Genomic DNA, 18,786 nt, shown 5'->3' on the forward strand with positions numbered 1-18,786 from the left:
AACAGGAGTGTTCCATGCCGGATATCATCGGCCACAACTACATCGGCGGTGCGCGCAGCGCCGCCGGCAATCCAACGCTGCGCAGCCACGAAGCCAGCAGCGGCGCAGCCTTGCCCTACCACTTTTACCAGGCTACCGGCGAAGAGGTAGATGCCGCGGCCAACGCCGCAGCCCATGCATACCCTGCATTGCGCAGTCTGGCGCCACTACGCCGGGCGGAGTTTCTCGACGCCATTGCCACGCAACTCGACGCGCTGGGAGATGACTTCATCCAGTTGGTCACCCGCGAAACGGCACTGCCCAACGCCCGTATCCTCGGCGAGCGCGCACGCACCAGCGGGCAGATGCGCCTGTTTGCCCAGGTACTGCGCCGCGGTGATTTCCTCGGTGCGCGGATCGACCGCGCACAGCCCGATCGCCAACCGCTGCCACGCGCCGATCTGCGCCAGTACCGTCTTGGCGTAGGGCCGGTGGCGGTGTTTGGCGCCAGCAACTTCCCCCTGGCGTTCTCCACCGCAGGCGGCGACACCGCGGCGGCGCTGGCTGCCGGTTGCCCGGTGGTGTTCAAGGCGCACAGCGGTCATATGGCCACCGCCGAGGCCGTCGCCGATGCGATTATTCGCGCCGCCGAACAGACCGACATGCCTAAAGGTGTGTTCAACATGATCTACGGCGCTGGCGTCGGCGAGGCATTGGTCAAACACCCGGCTATCCAGGCGGTTGGTTTTACCGGCTCACTCAAAGGCGGTCGGGCGCTGTGCGACATGGCTGCGGCGCGCCCGCAGCCGATTCCGGTATTTGCGGAAATGAGCAGCATCAACCCGGTATTGGTGCTACCTGAGGCGCTGGCTGTACGTGGCGAACACATCGCCCGCGAGCTGGCCGCCTCGGTGGTGCTCGGCTGCGGGCAATTCTGTACCAACCCAGGGCTGGTCATCGGCATTCGTTGCGCGGCGTTCAGTGTCTTCACCGAGCAGTTGGCTGCACAACTGGCCGAACAGCCTGCGCAAACCATGCTCAATGCCGGCACCCTCGCCAGCTACAACAACGGCGTGCAAGCGCTGCTCGCCCATCCAGGCATCAGCCATCTTGCCGGGCAAGCGCAAGTGGGTAATCAAGCTCACCCACAGTTGTTCAAGGCCGATGTACGACTATTGATTGAGGGCGAGCCGCTGTTGCAGGAAGAGGTGTTTGGTCCGGCCACCGTAGTGGTGGAAGTGGCCGATGCCCAACAACTACAGCAAGTCTTGAACAGCCTGCATGGCCAGCTTACGGCAACGTTGATTGCGCAGCCCGAGGATTTGCACACCTACGCCCACCTGCTGCCGATACTGGAACAAAAAGTCGGGCGCGTGCTGTTCAATGGCTACCCCACCGGCGTCGAGGTCTGCGATGCGATGGTACACGGCGGCCCCTACCCCGCGACATCGGATGCACGGGGCACCTCCGTCGGCAGCCTGGCCATCGATCGTTTCCTGCGTCCGCTGTGCTATCAGAACTGTCCGGATGCGCTGTTGCCAGCAGCGTTGCAGAATGCCAATCCGCTGGGTATTGCCCGGTTGGTTGATGGCCAAAGTAGCCGGGCCGCACTGTAGCGACACAGGCTATGTGTCCCGAGGGGCGGGAAATCCCGCTCCTCGGTTGACCTGGCCTGACCTTAGGCCAAGCCCACTGGCGGGGTTAATTCAATAGGGCCTTGAGGTCGTTGTACAAGGCTTCCGGGATTTCTACCCCCTCCTCCAGGCTACGTGCCCGCGCGGCATAGCGACGCTGCGATGGCAACCGCGCGCCCTGTCCTTCGATGTTCTCGAACACCGCTTCGGCCCGGGCCAGGTGTTGATCGGTGGCATCTCCCAGAAAGCGCTGTGGGTCCAGAACGATCAGCAATTCGCCATGGTACGGCGACGACTTGCTGCCATCGGCATGGGCCAGTGATTCAGCACTGGTCAGGTCACCGATCAATGGCCCAGCAATCAGCTCGACCATCGCCGCCAGTGCCGACCCCTTGTGCCCGCCAAACGTCAGCATCGCGCCACGGTCGAGTACCACGTTGGGATCGGTGCTCGGCTTGCCCTGCTCGTCCACGCCCCATCCTTCGGGAATTGCCTTGCCTGCACGCCGATGCAGTTCGATGTCGCCACGGGCAATCGCACTGGTAGCGAAGTCGAATACATAAGGATGTTTGCCTGCACGCGGCCAGCCAAAAGCAATCGGGTTGGTGCCGAACACCGGCTGATGACCACCGGCAGGCGCCACCCAGGCATGGCTTGGGGTAAACGCCAAGGCAACCAGACCGGCCTCGGCCAACTGCTCGATCTCGACCCACAGGGCTGAAAAGTGCACGCAATGATTGATCGCCAGGGCCGCGATGCCGTTGCGCCTCGCCTTGGCTTGCAACAATGGCAAGGCGGCCTGGAACGCCAGTTGCGAAAAACCGCCGCCAGCATCGACGCGTACGATCGATGGCGCCTGGTCGATCACTTCCGGCAGTGCGTCAGGCACCACCTTGCCAGCCTTCAACGAGCTGACACACCCCAGCACCCGGTACAGGCCATGGGATGCACAACCGTCGCGCTCGCCAGCGACGATGGTATCGCTGACCGCCTTGGCATGGTCTGGCGAAAAGCCGTTGTGCAAGAGAATCGAGTTCGCCAACGAATGGGCGTCGGACAGGGTCAATCGGATCATGTTCATCTCCTTGAGCAGACACCCCAGCCTGCCCGAGCGCTGACGCCGAAGCTTGATCGCTTTAGCCCATAGCGATGACGAACTCGGCACAGTCTAGGGTTCGACACCCTCGACGATGATTACCTCGGCCCGGGCTACCCCCTGACGATAACTGCACGCCTGCTGGTACTGCTCCGAGCGATAACAGGCCACGGCCTGCTCGTAGGAATCGAATTCGATAACCACACTACGTTGCGGCGTTGGCCGCCCTTCCATCGCTTCGCTGCGCCCGCCCCGGGCAAGCAAACGACCACCAAAGGCCGCAAAGGCAGCCGGCGCCCTCTGGGTGTATTGCTGATAGTGCGCTGGGTCGCTGACGTCGACATGGGCAATCCAGTAAGCCTTCATTGCATGCTCTCACTTCAAGTTATTATGTATTATGGTATACCATAAATCTTCCAACCTGACAGTGAGTACGCAGCAATGCCCTTCAACAGCATCGAAGAAATCCTGGAGGACTACCGCCAAGGCAAGATGGTCCTGTTGGTGGACGACGAAGACCGCGAAAACGAAGGCGACCTGTTGATCGCCGCCGAGCGCTGCGACGCCCAGGCCATCAGCTTCATGGCGCGCGAGGCACGTGGGCTGATCTGCCTGACCCTTACCGATGACCACTGTCAGCGGCTTGGCCTTGAGCAAATGGTGCCCGCCAATGGCAGCGCGTTCAGCACCGCATTCACTGTCTCGATCGAGGCAGCCCAGGGCGTTACCACCGGTATTTCCGCCGCTGATCGCGCCTGCACCGTCGCCGCCGCGGTCGCAGCGAATGCTCGCGCCGAAGACCTGGTACAGCCGGGACACATCTTTCCGCTGCGCGCCCGGGAAGGCGGTGTATTGACCCGTGCCGGGCACACCGAAGCCGGCTGCGACCTGGCCCGCCTGGCCGGGTTCAGCCCCGCCTCAGTTATTGTCGAAGTGCTCAACGACGACGGCACCATGGCCCGTCGCCCGGATCTGGAAGTGTTCGCTGCCCGACACGGAATCAAGATCGGCACCATCGCCGACCTGATCCATTACCGGCTGAGCAACGAACAAACAGTCAAGCGCATCGGTGAACGCGAACTGCTTACCGTGCATGGCGTCTTTCGTCTGGTGACCTACGAGGACTGTGTCGAAGGCGGCGTGCATATGGCTATGGTCATGGGCAACATTCACCGTGAGCAGCCAACGTTGGTGCGTGTGCATGTGATTGACCCACTGCGCGACCTGGTCGGTGCCGAGTACGCAGGCCCTGCCAACTGGACCTTATGGGCGGCACTGGAGAAAGTTGCCGCACAAGGCAATGGCGTGGTGGTCATTCTGGCCAACCACGAATCCTCCCAGGCCCTGCTGGAACGGGTACCACACTTGACCCAACCGCCGCGCCCCTACCAGCGCGCGCAGGCGCGCACGTATTCAGAGGTTGGAACGGGCGCACAGATTCTCCAGGACCTTGGCGTGGGCAAGCTGCGTCACTTGGGGCCGCCGCTCAAATATGCCGGGTTGACCGGCTACGACCTGGAAGTGGTGCAAAACATCCCCTTCACTGCCTGATTGGCGCCTTGCGGCAAACTTTTGGCTATTGCTCCGCCTCGGGGAAATTGCGGCAACTCTTGCGCTCGGCCAGCTCCTTGTCGGTGGGACGCTGGTCGACGAACACCGCGTGCCCATCCTTGTAGATTTCCAGGTACCCCCACTCCAGGTCTTGTTCGCGCTGCCCGGGCTGTGGCGGCCTGCGCCACCACGGTTCTCGGCTGATCAGTTCCATGGACACGACTCCGGCTGAAAACATTCTTTCACTATAGACAGTGGCACACGAAGGCTCTGGCCCGTGGCTATACGCCCACCCATCAAGCTGCAGTGATAGCCGGTAGCTTCCAGGCTCTTGCGAAAAGTTTGGAATACCATAATATGATATCCCGTAGACCGAATAATCTGCTGACCGGTACCTGACAGGCCCGCCAGCCGCTACCACGCTTGAAATTGATGCTCCCCACTACAAGGCGGGCAACGCAAAGCCCGCTGATAAACACAAGAAACGAGGGCGTACCTATGCTGTTCACCAAACGCGCAAGTGCAGTGCTGGCTGCCAGCCTGCTGACATTGACCTGCCAGGTTGCCCTGGCCGCCGACAGCCTGAATTTCGTCAGCTGGGGCGGCAGCACCCAGGATGCGCAGAAGCAGGCCTGGGCCGAACCCTTCAGTGATGCCAGCAAGGTCCGCGTGGTCCAGGACGGTCCTACGGACTATGGCAAACTCAAAGCCATGGTCGAAAGCGGCAACGTGCAATGGGATGTGGTCGATGTCGAAGCCGACTTCGCCTTGCGCGCCGCAGCCGAAGGCCTGCTTGAGCCGCTCGATTTCAACACCATCAAGCGTGACCGCATCGACCCGCGCTTCGTTTCCGATCATGGCGTCGGTTCATTCTTCTTCTCCTTCGTTCTGGGCTACAACGAAGGCAAGCTCGGCGCCAACAAGCCGCTGGACTGGAGCGCACTGTTCGACACCAGCACCTACCCCGGCAAACGTGCCCTGTACAAGTGGCCAAGCCCCGGCGTGCTGGAACTGGCCCTGCTGGCAGACGGCGTGGCTGCCGACAAGCTCTATCCGCTGGACCTGGACCGCGCCTTCAAGAAACTCGACACCATCAAGAAAGACATCGTCTGGTGGGGCGGCGGCGCTCAATCCCAGCAACTGCTGGCCTCTGGTGAAGTGAGCATGGGCCAGTTCTGGAACGGTCGCGTCTATGCCCTGCAGCAAGACGGTGCGCCGGTCGGTGTGAGCTGGAAACAGAACCTGGTCATGGCCGACTTTCTAGTTGTTCCCAAGGGCGCGAAAAACAAGGAAGCGGCGATGAAGTTTCTTGCCGAGGCCAGCAGCGCCAAAGGCCAGGCCGAGTTTGCCAATCTGACTGCCTACGCCCCGGTAAACCTCGACAGCATCGGCCTGCTCAAACCCGAACTGGCCTCTAACCTGCCAACCGCTTACGCACAGGATCAAGTCACTCTGGACTTTGCCTATTGGGCCAAGAACGGGCCGGCCATCGCCACCCGCTGGAATGAGTGGCTGGTCAAATGAAAGTCGCGATCAATGCCTTGCACGCTGCATCCGGTGCTCCCGGCAACGGCACCCAGGGAGCGGCAGTGACGCACACGACCCCATTTCGTCAGCGCTGGCGCGGTAGCCGTAACCTGCTCCCGGCCTTGCTGTTCCTCGGCCTGTTCTTTTTCGCGCCGCTGATCGGCCTGCTGCTGCGCGGCGTGTTGGAGCCCGAACCGGGCCTTGGTAACTACGAGCAACTGTTCGCCAACTCAGCCTACGCGCGCGTGTTGTTCAACACCTTTTCGGTAGCCGGCCTGGTAACCCTGATCAGCGTACTGTTGGGCTTTCCCCTGGCCTGGGCGATTACCCTGGTGCCCCGCGGCTGGGGACGCTGGCTGCTGAACATAGTGCTGCTGTCGATGTGGACCAGCCTGCTGGCGCGCACCTACTCCTGGCTGGTGCTGCTGCAAGCGTCGGGTGTGATCAACAAAATGCTGATGGCACTGGGCATCATCGATGCGCCGCTGGAGATGGTCCATAACCTCACCGGCGTGGTCATCGGCATGAGCTACATCATGATCCCCTTTATCGTCCTGCCCCTGCAGGCCACCATGCAGGCCATCGATCCGATGGTCTTGCAGGCAGGCTCGATCTGCGGCGCCAGCCCCTGGACCAACTTCTTCAAGGTGTTCTTGCCACTGTGCCGTTCCGGGCTGTTTTCCGGCGCCTTGATGGTCTTCGTGATGTCGCTGGGGTACTACGTGACGCCAGCGTTGCTGGGCGGTGCGCAGAACATGATGCTGCCTGAGTTCATTGTCCAGCAGGTGCAATCGTTCCTCAATTGGGGCCTGGCCAGCGCTGCTGCTGCGTTGCTGATCGCCATCACCCTGGTGCTGTTCTACTTCTACCTGAAGTTGCAACCGGAATCCCCGGTCGGCAACAGCAACGGGAGGTGAGCCAAGATGCTCCTGACACCCAACGCCATGAGCCGGCGCTTGCGCTACGGCCTATACACCACCACCGGGCTGATTGCATTGTTCCTGCTGCTGCCGATCGTGTTCATCGTGCTGCTGTCGTTCGGCTCATCACAATGGCTGGTATTCCCGCCACCGGGCTGGACGCTGAAATGGTACGGCCAGTTTTTCTCCAACGCCGAGTGGATGGACGCTGCCCTGGCCAGCTTGAAAGTGGCGCTGCTGACGACCGTCTGCGCTGTTGCCCTGGGCCTGCCGACCGCCTTTGCCCTGGTACGTGGGCGCTTTCCCGGGCGCGAGATGCTCTACGGCCTGTTCACCCTGCCGATGATTGTGCCGCTGGTGATCATTGCCGTGGCGGTCTATGCCCTGTTCCTCAAGCTGGGCTACACCGGCACGCTGTTTTCCTTCGTGGTCAGCCACGTCATCGTCGCCCTGCCGTTCACCATCATCTCGATCATCAATTCGCTCAAGCTATTCGACCAGTCCATTGAAGATGCCGCCGTGATTTGCGGCGCCTCGCGCCTGCAGGCGATCGTCAAGGTGACCTTCCCGGCGATCCGTCCGGGCATGATCGCCGGTGGTTTGTTCGCCTTTCTGGTGTCGTGGGACGAAGTGGTGCTGAGCGTAATGATGGCCAGCCCTACCCTGCAAACCTTGCCGGTAAAAATGTGGACCACCCTGCGCCAGGACCTGACCCCGGTTATCGCCGTCGCCTCGACGTTGCTGATCGGTCTGTCGCTGCTGGTCATGGTGATCGCCGCCGCCCTGCGTCGGCGCAACGAAGTCAGCGCTTGAGCGCCTGGAGAATAATAAAATGAGTGCAGTCCTCAACGAATCCCAGCACGACAAGACGCTGGTCAGCCTGCGTAGCCTGAACAAGCACTATGGCGACTTCGCCGCGGTGGACGACATCAACCTCGACATCCAGGACGGCGAGTTCCTTACCTTCCTGGGTTCCAGCGGCTCGGGCAAGAGCACAACCTTGTCGATGCTTGCCGGCTTCGAAACGCCGAGCAGCGGCGAAATTCTGGTCAGCGGCCAGTCGCTGGTCAACGTACCGCCGCACAAGCGCGACATCGGCATGGTGTTCCAGCGCTATTCACTGTTTCCGCATCTGTCTGTGCGCGACAACATCGCCTTTCCCCTGGCCATTCGCAAACGCAGTGCCGCCGAGCGCGACAAACAGGTCGATGCCATGCTCAAGCTGGTGCAATTGGACAGCTTCGCCCATCGGCGTCCGGCGCAACTGTCCGGTGGCCAGCAGCAGCGCGTGGCGATTGCCCGGGCGCTGGTCTACGAGCCACGCATTCTGTTGATGGACGAACCGCTCGGTGCGCTGGACAAAAAACTGCGCGAAGACCTGCAGGATGAACTGCGCCAACTGCATCGTCGCCTGGGGATCACCATCGTCTACGTCACTCACGACCAGGAAGAAGCTATGCGCCTGTCCCAGCGCATCGCCATTTTCAGCCATGGCAAGATCGTCGGCCTGGGTACTGGCTACGATCTTTACCAGAACCCACCGAATGCCTTTGTTGCCTCGTTTTTGGGTAACTCCAACTTCCTTCGGGTAAGCGCTCATGGCAATGGTGCGGCCAGCTTTGAAGGGCAGCCGCTGGCTATGCGCCTGACACCGGGGTTGACTGAAGGCCAGGAGGTGTTGCTGATGGTGCGGCCAGAAAAAGCTGTGGCCCTGACAGCTGAGCAAGCGGCGCGTGAACCACTGCCAGCCGGTTGGAATCAGGTTACGGCGCGGGTCAGTGAAGTGCTTTTTCTAGGTGAAAGTCAGACGTGCAGCGTCGTCACACCGGGCGGCACTGCAATGACTGTCAAGGCGCTGTCTGCGGCGGGTATGCCGATGCAGCCTGGTGATCAGGTGAGTGTACGCTGGGCGGTATCCGATGCTTGTGTGTACACCCAATGGGCGCCAAGCGACCTGAACAAAGCAGCTGGAGCGCACTGATACATACACGCCACCATCGATGGGCGTGGGTGGTCTCGAGTCACCGTTGCGCCCTTACTGCGCATGACCAACGCCTCGCTGTTGCTGTTGCTGTTGCTGTGCTTCCACCTACAAAAATCGTGCAGACGCCACAAATCGTCCCTTCAGCAGGCCGAATGGAACCCTTGCGTAGTGGGGCGACGGCCATGGATGGCCGGCGAGCGCCGCAGGGCCAGGGACGGCCCTTCGGCGCGATCCCCACGGGAGCAAGGGTGGAATGAGGGAACCCGGAGCGCAGCGTAGGGCCTGATGCAGGGACAAGGGGTTTTGCCTACTTTTGCCCCGACAAAAGTGGGTCGCCGTAAAGGCGAAACCAGCCAGTGGTGCCACTGCATCAAATGGATATGCTCATCTACACCTGCGCCACCTTCTGGTTCTCACCTACGATAGGCTAATTGTGTAGTCGGTGACACATACAGCCAGCTGCTGATCCATTGGCATGGGCGCTCCCGCCGGGACCTCACCGAAGGGACGATTCAGGGTGTCTGAGCTGGCGATGTACGAAGCAAAGGTGGAATGAGGGAACCCGAAGCGCAGCGCAGGGCCGGATGATCGCGAAGCAATATTACTGCCGGAGCCGCCCCATTTCAGTGCAAACACTCTAGAATGGGCAACCTTTACCATCCGGCAACCCCATGGATATCGAGCTCGCCCGCACCTTTCTTGAAGTTGTCCGCAGTGGCAGCCTGGTTTCCGCTGCCGAACGCCTGCATGTCACCCAGACCGCCATCACCGCCCGCGTGCAGAAGCTCGAACAGCAACTGTCCTGCCAACTGTTCATTCGCAGCCGCAGCGGTGCCAGTCTGACTGCCGATGGCGAAGCTTTCGTGGTCTACGCCAATCAGTTGGTGCAAACCTGGGAAGCCGCCCGCCGCGACCTGCCATTACCCGAAGGGTGTCATCAGGTACTACACATCGGCGGCGAAGTGAGTCTGGGCAATCCAATGGTGCTCGACTGGGTCAGCGCCTTGCACCAAAGCATGCCCAGCCATGCCATTCGCAACGAAGTCAGCGACGGCGAATCATTGCTGCGCAAGCTGGAAATGGGTGTACTCGACGCGGTACTGGTATATCAGCCTACCTATGGCCCCGGCTTGCAGGTAGAGCAACTGATGGAAGAAAAGCTCATCCGTATCCGCCGCAAGGACAAACCCGAGCCTTACATCTACATCGACTGGGGCCAGGCCTTCCGCCGTCAGCATGACGCTGCCTTGCCCGAGTGCGCGCGCCCGGCGCTGAGTTTCAACCTCGGCCCCCTGGCGCTGCAGTTCATCCTCGAAAACGGTGGCAGCGGCTATTTCCGCACCCGGGTGGTACAGAGCTACCTGGACAGCGGTATCTTCGAGCGCGTGCCGCAGGCGCCGGAGTTCACCTACCCCACCTACCTGGTACACGCCCGCGAGCGCGATACTGAAGCCCTGCAACAAGCCTTCAGAATATTGCGCCAGGTGGTGGCTGACGGTGACAGCGACTGGTCACAACGCTGGGACCCGATCATCTGAATGTGCTGCGGTGCTGAGCAAGTGCCGCTTGAGCCCGGCAATCAAGTCAGTCTGCGTAATCATCCCCACCAACTGCTGCCCCTCGAGCACAGGCAGGCAGTGCAGCCCTTGTTCGCTGAGTAGAGGAATCAACGCGACAGCCGGTTCTTTGCTGCGCACGGTGATGACCGGTCGACTCATGATCTGCTCGACCCGCACCTGGCGACGACGCACCAGGCCGCGCCAACTGAACCCCTGTTGCGCCATGACTGCACCGACCAGATCGCTGAGGGTGACGATGCCCACCAGTTGCCGCGCCTCATCCAGCACTGGCAAAGCTTTCAAGTGATGGCGCGAGAGCGCTTTCCAGGCCTGCTGCAAGGTCATTCCCGGCGTGGCTTCCTGCACGTCCCGCGACATGACCGAAGCGGCGGTGATGCCACCGAGGCTACGCTGCAACGCATGCTGTTCAGTGGCGGCGATGATCCGCTCAAGCTCATCGCGGGTGATGTCGACAAACTCGCCCAACTCTTCCAGCGCCTGATCCAGGTCTGCGCCACTGACGCCGACCCGCTCACCCGGTGACACATCGGCGGTGTGATGCAGATCCTTTCGTAGCGCCGCCATCTTCGGATAGCGAACCCCGGTAAGACGGTTGTAAATCACCGCCACGCCAACCAATACCAAAGCGTTGAGCATGATCGGCTCGAACACCTTGTCGCCCAGCGCAGTGAGCGAAGGATCGAGCAGAACCACGCTGACGGCGACGCCGCCGCCCGGGGGATGCAGGCAGCGCAACAGGCACATCACCAACAACGACAAGCCAAGTGCCAACGCTGCCACCCACAGCGTCGAACCCAGCCAATGGTGCAGCACCAGGCCGACTACGGTCGCACAGGCATAGCTGCCGACAAAGGGCCAAGGCTGCGCCAACGCCCCGGAATGCACGGCAAACAGCAACACAGCCGAGGCCGCCAGCGGCCCGAGCAAGTGCAAGGCTACTTCGCTACCAAAGGCGTAACTGCTGGCAGCACCAGCCAGAAACAGACCAAGCAATGCCCCCACGCCTGCGCGTAACCATTCTTTTGGGGGGATGTTCAGCGGGGCCGGCAACAGCCGGGTAATCCAGTTGTTCAGACTGCGCGAAGACATGGGATAAAAAGTTACCTGGCAGTAAAAAAAGCCCGGCCAATAGGGCCGGGCTGAGTATCGCGAGGGCAATACCTAATGGGCTCCGTCCATGGAGATGGAATTTTTTGGACTTGCAGGTCATACGTGGAGAGGGATTCTGCCGGGGATGACGCAGGGGGTGGTAATTCAAAAAAATGAGGGGTGAGTGCAATATTTTTGCAGCGTGACTATGTTGTGGCCGCGCCAAGCCTGGGCCGGCAGCGTCGCACACATCTAACGTTTGAGCAGCAAGCCACGTAACAGTAACTCCAACGCTGCAACGCTTTGCGCCAATCGAGCAGTACCGTCTTCACCGTCCGCGATCCAGAACGCCGCTTCCGCCAGACTGCCGTAGATCAATGCGGCCAATGCCTGAGGCTCGGCCTTGGCCAGCATGCCCTGCTCGATGAGATCAGCGATCAGATGCTGCATCGATTCAAGGCAATGGCGCTGCGAATCCGGCGATGCGCCACCCAGTACTGCCCTCGCATCGCGCAACACGATGCGCTGGATTTCCGGTTCCAGGGCCATTTGCAGATAGCCACGGCAACGGTGGCGAAAACCATCCCAAGGGTTCTCGGCGCTGTCAGAGATGGCCTGCAGGCGCGCATCCATCTCGGTGTCGATCTGTGTTACTACTGCCGCCAGCAGCCCCTTCTTGTCACCAAAATGATGATAGAGCGCTCCTCGAGTTAGGCCTGCCTGTGCGGTAAGGTCATCCATCGAAGTGTCGGCATAGCCGCATTCACTGAATACCTTGCGAGCGGTCGCCAGCAAGGTGGCGCGGGTTTCTTCCATATCGGCGCGGGTACGGCGGGCCATTGCGTTTCTCCTTACATACGCCATGCATGTTTGTTTACATTCACCGCGTATGTATATACGCTGTTATTCATACGTCACGTATGTATTGTCATCATACTGCCACGCCAAGGCAAGCAATCGCTCCGCGGAGAACCAGATGGCCAACCCTTATCGACAGCTTTTCGCTGCACCCGGCACACGAGGCTTTGCCTTGGCGGGTCTGCTTGCACGTATTCCTCTGCCCATGACGGGCATCGGCATCATTACCATGCTCGCGCAATTGCGCGGAAGCTACGCGCTTGCTGGGGCCGTATCGGCCACCTTTGTGTTGACCTATGCGCTGCTGTCACCGCAGGTCTCCCGCCTGGTAGATCGCCATGGGCAACGCCGTGTGTTGCCTGCAGCAACGGCCATCAGTGTCATGGGTATGTTGATCGTGCTTGCCAGCGCCTGGTGGCAAGCCGCCGACTGGACATTGTTCCTGGGCGCGCTGCTGACCGGTTTCATGCCCAGCATGTCGGCAATGGTGCGTGCCCGTTGGACGGCGATCTACCGTGGCCAGCCACGCTTGCAGACGGCCTACTCGCTGGAAACTGTATTCGATGAAGCTACCTTTATTGCCGGCCCGCCGTTGGCCGTGGGGCTATCGGTGACGATGTTCGCGCAGGCCGGCCTGCTGGCAGCGGCAGTGCTGCTGATACTCGGCGTATTCGCCCTGCTCGCCCAGCGCGGCAGCGAACCACCGGTCCTGAATCAGAGTACGGCAATTCCAAACAGAAAATCGGTGATCGGCATCGCCAATGTAGGGTTGCTGGCGCTGCTGATGGTAGCGATGGGCATCATCGTCGGCACCGTGGACATCGTCAGCGTGGCTTTCGCCGAACAACTGGGTAAACCGGCTGCGGCCAGTCTGGTGCTGTCCGCCTATGCGGGCGGCTCATGCCTGGCCGGGCTGCTGTTCGGCACCCTCAAGCTACAGATGCCCTTGCACCGTCTGTTGTTGCTGGGCAGTTTGGCCACGGCGGCAACGACACTACCCCTGCTGCTGGCCGGCAGTATTGCGACCTTGGCAGGCACCGTACTGGTAGCCGGGTTGTTCTTTGCCCCCACCATGATCGTGGCCATGTCGCTGGTGGAACGTCTGGTTCCCGAGCATCAACTGACTGAGGGCATGACCTGGTTGTTGGCCGGACTGAATGTTGGTGTAGCCCTGGGAGCGGCGGCGTCCGGTCAGGTCGTCGACAGCTGGAGCGCCCCGGCAGGATTCAACGTCGCACTCTGCGCCGCAGCCTTGTTGTTGCTGGTGGCACTGTGTGCCTATCAGCGCTTGCGCGCCAATGATCAGCTATCACCGGCGGTTGCGGGATAGACGTTAATGCATTTCAAGGATTTGAATCATGAGTACATCTGCAACCACGAACACCTCCTCTACAGCACATTCCTGGCTGGCAGTGATTGCTGTCGGTTTTGCCACCTTCTCTGTGGTGACAACCGAGATGCTGCCTGTGGGCCTGCTGACAACCATTGCCGCTAGCCTGGACACCTCCACCGGCACTGCCGGGCTGATGATATCGCTGCCGGCACTGCTCGCGGCCTTGTTCGCGCCGGTGGTAATCATCGCCGCTGGCGGTATCGAGAGACGCACCATTCTATGCGCATTGCTGGGACTGCTGATGCTGGCCAACATCGCCTCGGCACTCGCGCCAGACATTGTCTGGATGCTCGCGGCGCGGATTGTCGTCGGCCTGTGCATGGGCGGTATCTGGGCCATCGCTGGCGGCTTGGCACCGCGGCTCGTTCGGCGCGACGCCATCGGACTGGCAACATCGATCATTTTCGGTGGGGTAGCAGCCGCTTCGGTTCTCGGCGTGCCGCTTGGGGCACTGATTGGTGACTTCGCAGGATGGCGCTGGGCTTTCGGCGCCATGGCCGCACTCAATGCAGTGGTGCTGGTGCTGCACCTCGCTTTCATCCCCGCACTTACCGTCGAGCGTTCTGCCAGCGTGCGCCTGTTCCTTCAGCAGTTTGGCAATCGTCGCTTGCAATATGGCCTGGGCCTGACCCTGATGCTGGTCGCCGGCCACTTCGCCACCTTTACCTACGTGCGTCCGCTGCTGATGTCCGTATCGGGCTTCGAGGCACAATGGATTGGCGCGTTGTTGTTCGGTTACGGCATTGCCGGTATCGCCGGTAACTTCCTGGCCGGGATCATCGCAGCACGGCGCACAGCGCAAACCCTGATGGCAATTGCCCTGGGCCTGCTGCTGACCCCTGCCCTGTTCCTGAGCATCGGCGGCTCGCACTTGGGCGGTGGTCTGGTGCTGCTGGCCTGGGGCCTGGCCTACGGCGGCGTCTCGGTCAGCTTGATGACCTGGATAATGAAAGCCGCACCCCGGGGGCTGGAAATCGCGACCGCGCTGTATGTGAGCGTATTCAATATCGCCATTGCGGCGGGATCATGGACAGGCGGACAAATCGTCGACAGCTTGGGCTTGAGGGAAAACCTCTACCTACTGGGTGGCTCTGCCACGATTGCCTTGCTACTGGCGCTTGCCATGAGCATGAGCAAAGCCCCGCAGGAAATCGCCGACTCACACTAGCTTGCCGAGGCGATCAACCAGGAGGTGCGAGCCATGCGCAGGCTGCACCGACAGTCGCCGATGCTCAGTTCGTGCGCAGCAGCGCGACAAACGCATCACGGGCCGGATGGTTGACCGATTGCTGATGCCAGTAGAACAGATTATCGACGCCGACCAGCTTCGGCCCAGGTCAATATCGCGCCCTGGGTCTGCAACCATCGCGCCTCGCGCGTGCCAGCAGCAAGGCCTGACGCTCTTCTCCTGCACCGGTAAAAGCGGCACAATCGCCGACTTTTTTCGGAACGGACTCCCCCATGCCGCGTATCGTCATTCTAGGCAACTCCGGCAGTGGCAAGTCGACTCTGGCGCGAGCCTTGGCCAAGCGCCTGGGCGTACCGGTGGTACATCTGGACAGGTTGTTCTGGGAACCTGGCTGGACAGAGCCCGACGCCCAGGCCTTCCGCGCCCGGGTTACCACGGCAGTGGCGGCGGACGCCTGGATCTGCGAGGGCAACTATGCCCGGCGCACCTTTGACCTGCGTCTTCCTCGCGCGCAGCTGGTCATCTGGCTGGACACGCCCCGCCTCACCTGCCTTGTCAGGGTAGGGATGCGCAGTGCCCTGAATCGGCCACGCGCCGATATGCCGGTAGGCTGCAACGAGAAACTCGACAGGGAGTTCCTCAACTTTCTCAAGTACGTGTGGCGCTTCGACCGCGACTATCGCCCTTCTATCGAAGCGGTGCGCCTAACCGTAGGACCACAGGTGCCGGTGATTCACTTGCGCGGTGCCCGGCAGATTGCCGCGTTCCTGCAGTCGCCCGCAGCCCTGCCCGGCTGATCAGTTCAGGCCCAGTTGCTTGGCCCTGGCCACCGCCTGGGTGCGGCGCTCCACACCAAGTTTGAAGTTAATCCGCTGGGCGTGGGTTTTCACCGTGTGCAAGGAGATAAACAGGCTTTCGGCAATTTGCTGGTTGGAGAACCCCTGGGCGATAAGCTTGAGGACGTCCATTTCCCGCCGACTCAACAATGCAGCGGGTTCACTTTCATTGCTGTTGGCTTCGCCGGCCCAGCGCGCCAGCGCCGGGTTGCGCAAGGCAAATGCACGCTCGACACTCGCCAAGCCCATGTGCCTGGCTTGAGCAAGCGCATCCAGCAGCGTTTGCTTGGCCTGTGCGGGCTTGTTGGCGGCGTGCAATGCCTCGGCGAGGCTGAATCCCACTTCGCAGGCCAGGGCGCGGCGACCTTGCTGCTGCGCCAGCGCGTGCAACTGCACAAGCGGGTCCAGGGCCGGCTCGATCACGTTGGTGGCAATGCTCGATTGCAGTTGCACCAGGTACAAGCGCAGGTGCAGATCAGGTGCGCCGTAGGGTGAATAGCTCAAAGCGGCCTTGGGTAACGCGGCCAGTGCTTTCTCCACTTGCGCCGCGCGGCCTTGGCGCAACCAGAGGCGTGCCTTGGCCCGCAGCACCAAGCCCTGGTACAGCGTTTCGTTGATCAGGTTGTACTGCATAGCGCGCTCGGCATCGGAAATCCGCGAAAACGCACGAGACAGATCGCCCTGCACAGCATCGAGTTCGGCCAGGCCCAAGTACCCCCAGAATGCTGCAGGGTCTTCGCACAACTGGCACTCCTGCATCCCCGCGTGAAACGCCTGTTCTGCCTCCGGATAACGTCCCAACTGCACCAGGATAGACGCCATGCGCAGTTGTACCCGCCCGCGCATGGGGCTCGCTTCAGCACCCCAGGCATTTGACAACTCGGTGTACAGACGCTTGAGCAAGGTCTCGGCACGCAGCAGTTCACCGCGAATTTCCAATAGTTTGACATGCCCCAGCGCCATTACGCTTTCCATTGCCAGACTGGCATGCTGGCGCGCCTGCTTGGTGGCCTGGCGGTTGAGTTCCAGGGCCTGATCCAGATGCCCCGCAATCAGCGCCAACTCCACCAGCAATGCCATGCTGAATAGGCGCTGGCTCCACGACCGTTCGGGCAATTCGTCAACCGCCTCGCTCAGCCAACGTTGAGCCTGTTCGCCCTGTCCTCGGTGAAAGGCAATATTGCCGCGCAGGGCCTTCCACTGGGCGATGAGTTCGAACTGACGGCCAGCATCAGGTTGCGGCACAAAGCGCGCCAGTTGCTCGGTGTAACTCTGGGCTTCGTCGAGTCGGCCGCTGAGCAGCAACGCCCAGGCATTGAGTATCAACAAGCGCGGGTTGCCGGTTAACAACTCAATCGGCAATTCACGGCGCCATTGCATCAGTTGCGCCAGACTGCGGCCCTGCAACAAGGAGTCGCCGGTAAAACGTTGCATCAGGCTGGCCGCCATCTCGGGTTGTTCGGCACGCACCGCGTACTCCAGCGCCAGACGGACGTTATCCTGGTTCACGTACCACTGGCAGGCCCGGCGAAACACAGCCTTGGCCAGGGTCTCTGGCAATTGTCCGGCCAGTGGCCCCTTGACCGCGGGATGCACTTGATAGACCTGGGCATCGCTGCGCACCGACTCGATGAACAACCCGCAAGCGCTCAGCTGCTCAAGCAAACCGGCACCTTCGCCGACGCCGAGTAGATGCTCGCACAAGCCTGCGTCGAAGTACGGAAGTTGCGCAAGGGTAAACAGGGCCTGACGCCACTGCTCGGGTAGGTCGTCGAGCAGCTCGCGGCGCAGATATTCGAACAGCACTGCATTGAGTGAATCGAAAGGCGGCGGTTCAGTCTGGGTTTTCAACGCCAGCACGTACAAGCGTATACCGGCGCACCAACCCTGCGAGTCCTTATGCACATCACTGATAACCGGCCACGACCAGTGCAGCATGCGTTGCTGCAACAGCTCGTGAAGTTCGTGCTCATTGAAACCAAGCTCGGCACTGCCTAACTCGAACAGATCACCATCGAGCAGCAACCGCGTCAGTTGCAAGGCCGGCCGGCGGCGGCAGGCCAACCACCAGTTGACGTGTGCGCCCGCGCCCAGGATCAACTCGTTGAGCAGCGCATCCAGGTCACTATCGGGCAGCCGCGGGTAGTCGTCGATCACCAACCACAAGCCGGGGCCGGCGTTGTCGAGTTGACGTTTGAGCTGCTGGGGGTCGCTGGCGGACACGCCCAGGGCCTGCGCCAATTGTTGCCTGAAGGCCTCAGCACCAATGGCCTTGCCGCGGAGATTCAGATAGACCACTCGAGTATCTGCCGGGCAGTGCTGGGCACATTCACTCAACAGTGCACTTTTGCCGCTGCCCGCCGGGGCACAGAGCAAGCGCAAGCGGCACTGGGCGCTGAGCAGTGCCTCGCTCAGGCGCGGACGCGAAACGTGGCCCGGCGCGAGTCGGGCAAGACCGGCGAGGGAAGAAAAATGAGGGTTGGGCTGGGACATTGGCACGTTCAATTTCTTGTTCTGTATACAAACATGGTGCAGACCACCGCGCGCCAACGCAAATTTTGATACAAAAAAAAGTTCTTCACGGAATCCCGGGGTATGAACTTTGGACTGGGCTGGGATTTGAGTTTGCGAGCTTATCCATTCAATGTGGCGCCGCTGTTGGCCAATTGCGTAGTCGGTGACACATACAACCAGGTGCTGATCCATTGGCATGGGCGGTTTGCAGTCACCTTTGCGCCCTTACGGCGCATCCCTTTTGTCTTGGCAAAAGGAATCAAAACCGTGTGTCCCTGCATTCGGCCCTACGCTGCGCTCCGGGTCCCTTCGCTCCGGCATTGCTCCCGTCGGGACCGCACCGAAGGGCCGTCCTGGCCCTACGGTGCTCGCAGGCCATCCATGGCCTGCACCCGACTACGCAATACCTACACTCAGCCTACTGAAGGGACGATCCAGGTGTCTGAACTGGCGATGTACGAAACGCCAGATCAAAAGCAAAAGCTGCACACCAGCACCTCGCTGTTGCCGTTGCCGTTGCTGTGCTTCTACCTACACAAATCGTGCAGACGCCACAAATCGTCCCTTCAGTAGGCCGAATGGAACCCTTGCGTAGTGGGGCGACGGCCATGGATGGCCGGCGAGCGCCGCAGGGCC

The 18,786-nt window shown here is 61.1% G+C and carries 16 protein-coding genes; 10 read left to right on the plus strand and 6 right to left on the minus strand.

What is annotated here, in order from left to right; translation table 11 throughout:
- Positions 1 to 14: 14 nt before the first annotated feature.
- The gene (locus D3Z90_RS14530) at positions 15 to 1,595 is read left to right on the plus strand and encodes an aldehyde dehydrogenase (NADP(+)) (protein ID WP_136476705.1); all 1,581 of its coding nucleotides are present in this window, start codon (positions 15 to 17) and stop codon (positions 1,593 to 1,595) included.
- Positions 1,596 to 1,680: 85 nt separating this feature from the next.
- Here D3Z90_RS14530 and D3Z90_RS14535 read toward each other — a convergent pair whose 3' ends face one another.
- On the minus strand, positions 1,681 to 2,688 hold the full coding sequence (locus tag D3Z90_RS14535) for an Ldh family oxidoreductase (protein WP_136476707.1): 1,008 nt from the start codon (positions 2,686 to 2,688) through the stop codon (positions 1,681 to 1,683).
- Between the two features lie 93 nt (positions 2,689 to 2,781).
- Complete coding sequence (locus tag D3Z90_RS14540) at positions 2,782 to 3,075, minus strand: DUF1330 domain-containing protein (RefSeq protein WP_136476709.1); 294 nt, start codon at positions 3,073 to 3,075, stop codon at positions 2,782 to 2,784.
- Between the two features lie 75 nt (positions 3,076 to 3,150).
- Here D3Z90_RS14540 and ribBA point away from each other — a divergent pair, with 75 nt between their 5' ends.
- Positions 3,151 to 4,260, plus strand: a complete 1,110-nt coding sequence (gene ribBA / locus D3Z90_RS14545; RefSeq protein WP_136476711.1) for a bifunctional 3,4-dihydroxy-2-butanone-4-phosphate synthase/GTP cyclohydrolase II — start codon at positions 3,151 to 3,153, stop codon at positions 4,258 to 4,260.
- 25 nt (positions 4,261 to 4,285) lie between these two features.
- On the opposite strand, the gene D3Z90_RS14550 is transcribed toward ribBA, so the two are convergent.
- On the minus strand, positions 4,286 to 4,474 hold the full coding sequence (locus D3Z90_RS14550) for a hypothetical protein (protein WP_136476713.1): 189 nt from the start codon (positions 4,472 to 4,474) through the stop codon (positions 4,286 to 4,288).
- A 284-nt stretch (positions 4,475 to 4,758) separates the two neighbouring features.
- On the opposite strand from D3Z90_RS14550, the gene D3Z90_RS14555 reads away from it, so the two are divergent.
- The 5 genes from D3Z90_RS14555 to D3Z90_RS14575 all read left to right on the plus strand — a co-directional run bounded on the left by D3Z90_RS14555 (position 4,759) and on the right by D3Z90_RS14575 (position 10,229).
- Positions 4,759 to 5,784 carry an ABC transporter substrate-binding protein gene (locus tag D3Z90_RS14555; RefSeq protein ID WP_136476715.1) on the plus strand — a complete coding sequence of 342 codons (1,026 nt, stop codon included), beginning with the start codon at positions 4,759 to 4,761 and terminating at the stop codon, positions 5,782 to 5,784.
- The gene (locus D3Z90_RS14560; RefSeq protein ID WP_136476718.1) at positions 5,781 to 6,704 is read left to right on the plus strand and encodes an ABC transporter permease; all 924 of its coding nucleotides are present in this window, start codon (positions 5,781 to 5,783) and stop codon (positions 6,702 to 6,704) included. Before D3Z90_RS14555 ends, D3Z90_RS14560 begins: the two co-directional genes overlap by 4 nt.
- A gap of 6 nt (positions 6,705 to 6,710) precedes the next feature.
- Positions 6,711 to 7,520: an ABC transporter permease gene (locus D3Z90_RS14565; RefSeq protein WP_136476720.1), complete on the plus strand. Its 810-nt coding sequence runs from the start codon at positions 6,711 to 6,713 to the stop codon at positions 7,518 to 7,520.
- Between the two features lie 19 nt (positions 7,521 to 7,539).
- Positions 7,540 to 8,688, plus strand: coding sequence for an ABC transporter ATP-binding protein (locus D3Z90_RS14570; RefSeq protein WP_136476722.1), 1,149 nt, complete (start codon positions 7,540 to 7,542; stop codon positions 8,686 to 8,688).
- 674 nt (positions 8,689 to 9,362) lie between these two features.
- Complete coding sequence (locus tag D3Z90_RS14575; protein WP_136476724.1) at positions 9,363 to 10,229, plus strand: LysR family transcriptional regulator; 867 nt, start codon at positions 9,363 to 9,365, stop codon at positions 10,227 to 10,229.
- Here D3Z90_RS14575 and D3Z90_RS14580 read toward each other — a convergent pair.
- A complete protein-coding gene (locus D3Z90_RS14580) occupies positions 10,203 to 11,360 on the minus strand; it encodes an HPP family protein (RefSeq protein ID WP_136476726.1) in 1,158 nt (385 codons plus the stop codon). The genes D3Z90_RS14575 and D3Z90_RS14580 overlap by 27 nt on opposite strands.
- 252 nt (positions 11,361 to 11,612) lie before the next feature.
- Positions 11,613 to 12,200, minus strand: a complete 588-nt coding sequence (locus D3Z90_RS14585) for a TetR/AcrR family transcriptional regulator (RefSeq protein ID WP_136476728.1) — start codon at positions 12,198 to 12,200, stop codon at positions 11,613 to 11,615.
- Positions 12,201 to 12,336: 136 nt separating this feature from the next.
- On the opposite strand from D3Z90_RS14585, the gene D3Z90_RS14590 reads away from it, so the two are divergent.
- The 3 genes from D3Z90_RS14590 to D3Z90_RS14600 all read left to right on the plus strand — a co-directional run bounded on the left by D3Z90_RS14590 (position 12,337) and on the right by D3Z90_RS14600 (position 15,597).
- Positions 12,337 to 13,548 carry an MFS transporter gene (locus D3Z90_RS14590; RefSeq protein WP_136476729.1) on the plus strand — a complete coding sequence of 404 codons (1,212 nt, stop codon included), beginning with the start codon at positions 12,337 to 12,339 and terminating at the stop codon, positions 13,546 to 13,548.
- Between the two features lie 28 nt (positions 13,549 to 13,576).
- Positions 13,577 to 14,779: an MFS transporter gene (locus D3Z90_RS14595; RefSeq protein WP_136476730.1), complete on the plus strand. Its 1,203-nt coding sequence runs from the start codon at positions 13,577 to 13,579 to the stop codon at positions 14,777 to 14,779.
- A gap of 293 nt (positions 14,780 to 15,072) precedes the next feature.
- On the plus strand, positions 15,073 to 15,597 hold the full coding sequence (locus tag D3Z90_RS14600; protein ID WP_136476731.1) for an AAA family ATPase: 525 nt from the start codon (positions 15,073 to 15,075) through the stop codon (positions 15,595 to 15,597).
- Here the strand turns inward: D3Z90_RS14600 and D3Z90_RS14605 are convergent, their stop codons facing one another.
- Positions 15,598 to 18,129, minus strand: coding sequence for a LuxR C-terminal-related transcriptional regulator (locus D3Z90_RS14605; RefSeq protein WP_168198470.1), 2,532 nt, complete (start codon positions 18,127 to 18,129; stop codon positions 15,598 to 15,600).
- Positions 18,130 to 18,786 lie beyond the last annotated feature (657 nt).

Origin of the sequence: Pseudomonas sp. DG56-2 (genome assembly GCF_004803755.1) — a bacterium.
GTDB lineage: Bacteria > Pseudomonadota > Gammaproteobacteria > Pseudomonadales > Pseudomonadaceae > Aquipseudomonas > Aquipseudomonas auratipiscis.

What these genes read in the sequence shown, in the direction of transcription:
- D3Z90_RS14530 (WP_136476705.1), top strand. Translation starts at nt 15, where the DNA reads ATGCCGGATATCATCGGCCACAACTACATCGGCGGTGCGCGCAGCGCC.
- D3Z90_RS14535 (WP_136476707.1), bottom strand. Translation starts at nt 2,688, where the DNA reads ATGATCCGATTGACCCTGTCCGACGCCCATTCGTTGGCGAACTCGATT.
- D3Z90_RS14540 (WP_136476709.1), bottom strand. Translation starts at nt 3,075, where the DNA reads ATGAAGGCTTACTGGATTGCCCATGTCGACGTCAGCGACCCAGCGCAC.
- ribBA (WP_136476711.1), top strand. Translation starts at nt 3,151, where the DNA reads ATGCCCTTCAACAGCATCGAAGAAATCCTGGAGGACTACCGCCAAGGC.
- D3Z90_RS14550 (WP_136476713.1), bottom strand. Translation starts at nt 4,474, where the DNA reads ATGGAACTGATCAGCCGAGAACCGTGGTGGCGCAGGCCGCCACAGCCC.
- D3Z90_RS14555 (WP_136476715.1), top strand. Translation starts at nt 4,759, where the DNA reads ATGCTGTTCACCAAACGCGCAAGTGCAGTGCTGGCTGCCAGCCTGCTG.
- D3Z90_RS14560 (WP_136476718.1), top strand. Translation starts at nt 5,781, where the DNA reads ATGAAAGTCGCGATCAATGCCTTGCACGCTGCATCCGGTGCTCCCGGC.
- D3Z90_RS14565 (WP_136476720.1), top strand. Translation starts at nt 6,711, where the DNA reads ATGCTCCTGACACCCAACGCCATGAGCCGGCGCTTGCGCTACGGCCTA.
- D3Z90_RS14570 (WP_136476722.1), top strand. Translation starts at nt 7,540, where the DNA reads ATGAGTGCAGTCCTCAACGAATCCCAGCACGACAAGACGCTGGTCAGC.
- D3Z90_RS14575 (WP_136476724.1), top strand. Translation starts at nt 9,363, where the DNA reads ATGGATATCGAGCTCGCCCGCACCTTTCTTGAAGTTGTCCGCAGTGGC.
- D3Z90_RS14580 (WP_136476726.1), bottom strand. Translation starts at nt 11,360, where the DNA reads ATGTCTTCGCGCAGTCTGAACAACTGGATTACCCGGCTGTTGCCGGCC.
- D3Z90_RS14585 (WP_136476728.1), bottom strand. Translation starts at nt 12,200, where the DNA reads ATGGCCCGCCGTACCCGCGCCGATATGGAAGAAACCCGCGCCACCTTG.
- D3Z90_RS14590 (WP_136476729.1), top strand. Translation starts at nt 12,337, where the DNA reads ATGGCCAACCCTTATCGACAGCTTTTCGCTGCACCCGGCACACGAGGC.
- D3Z90_RS14595 (WP_136476730.1), top strand. Translation starts at nt 13,577, where the DNA reads ATGAGTACATCTGCAACCACGAACACCTCCTCTACAGCACATTCCTGG.
- D3Z90_RS14600 (WP_136476731.1), top strand. Translation starts at nt 15,073, where the DNA reads ATGCCGCGTATCGTCATTCTAGGCAACTCCGGCAGTGGCAAGTCGACT.
- D3Z90_RS14605 (WP_168198470.1), bottom strand. Translation starts at nt 18,129, where the DNA reads ATGTCCCAGCCCAACCCTCATTTTTCTTCCCTCGCCGGTCTTGCCCGA.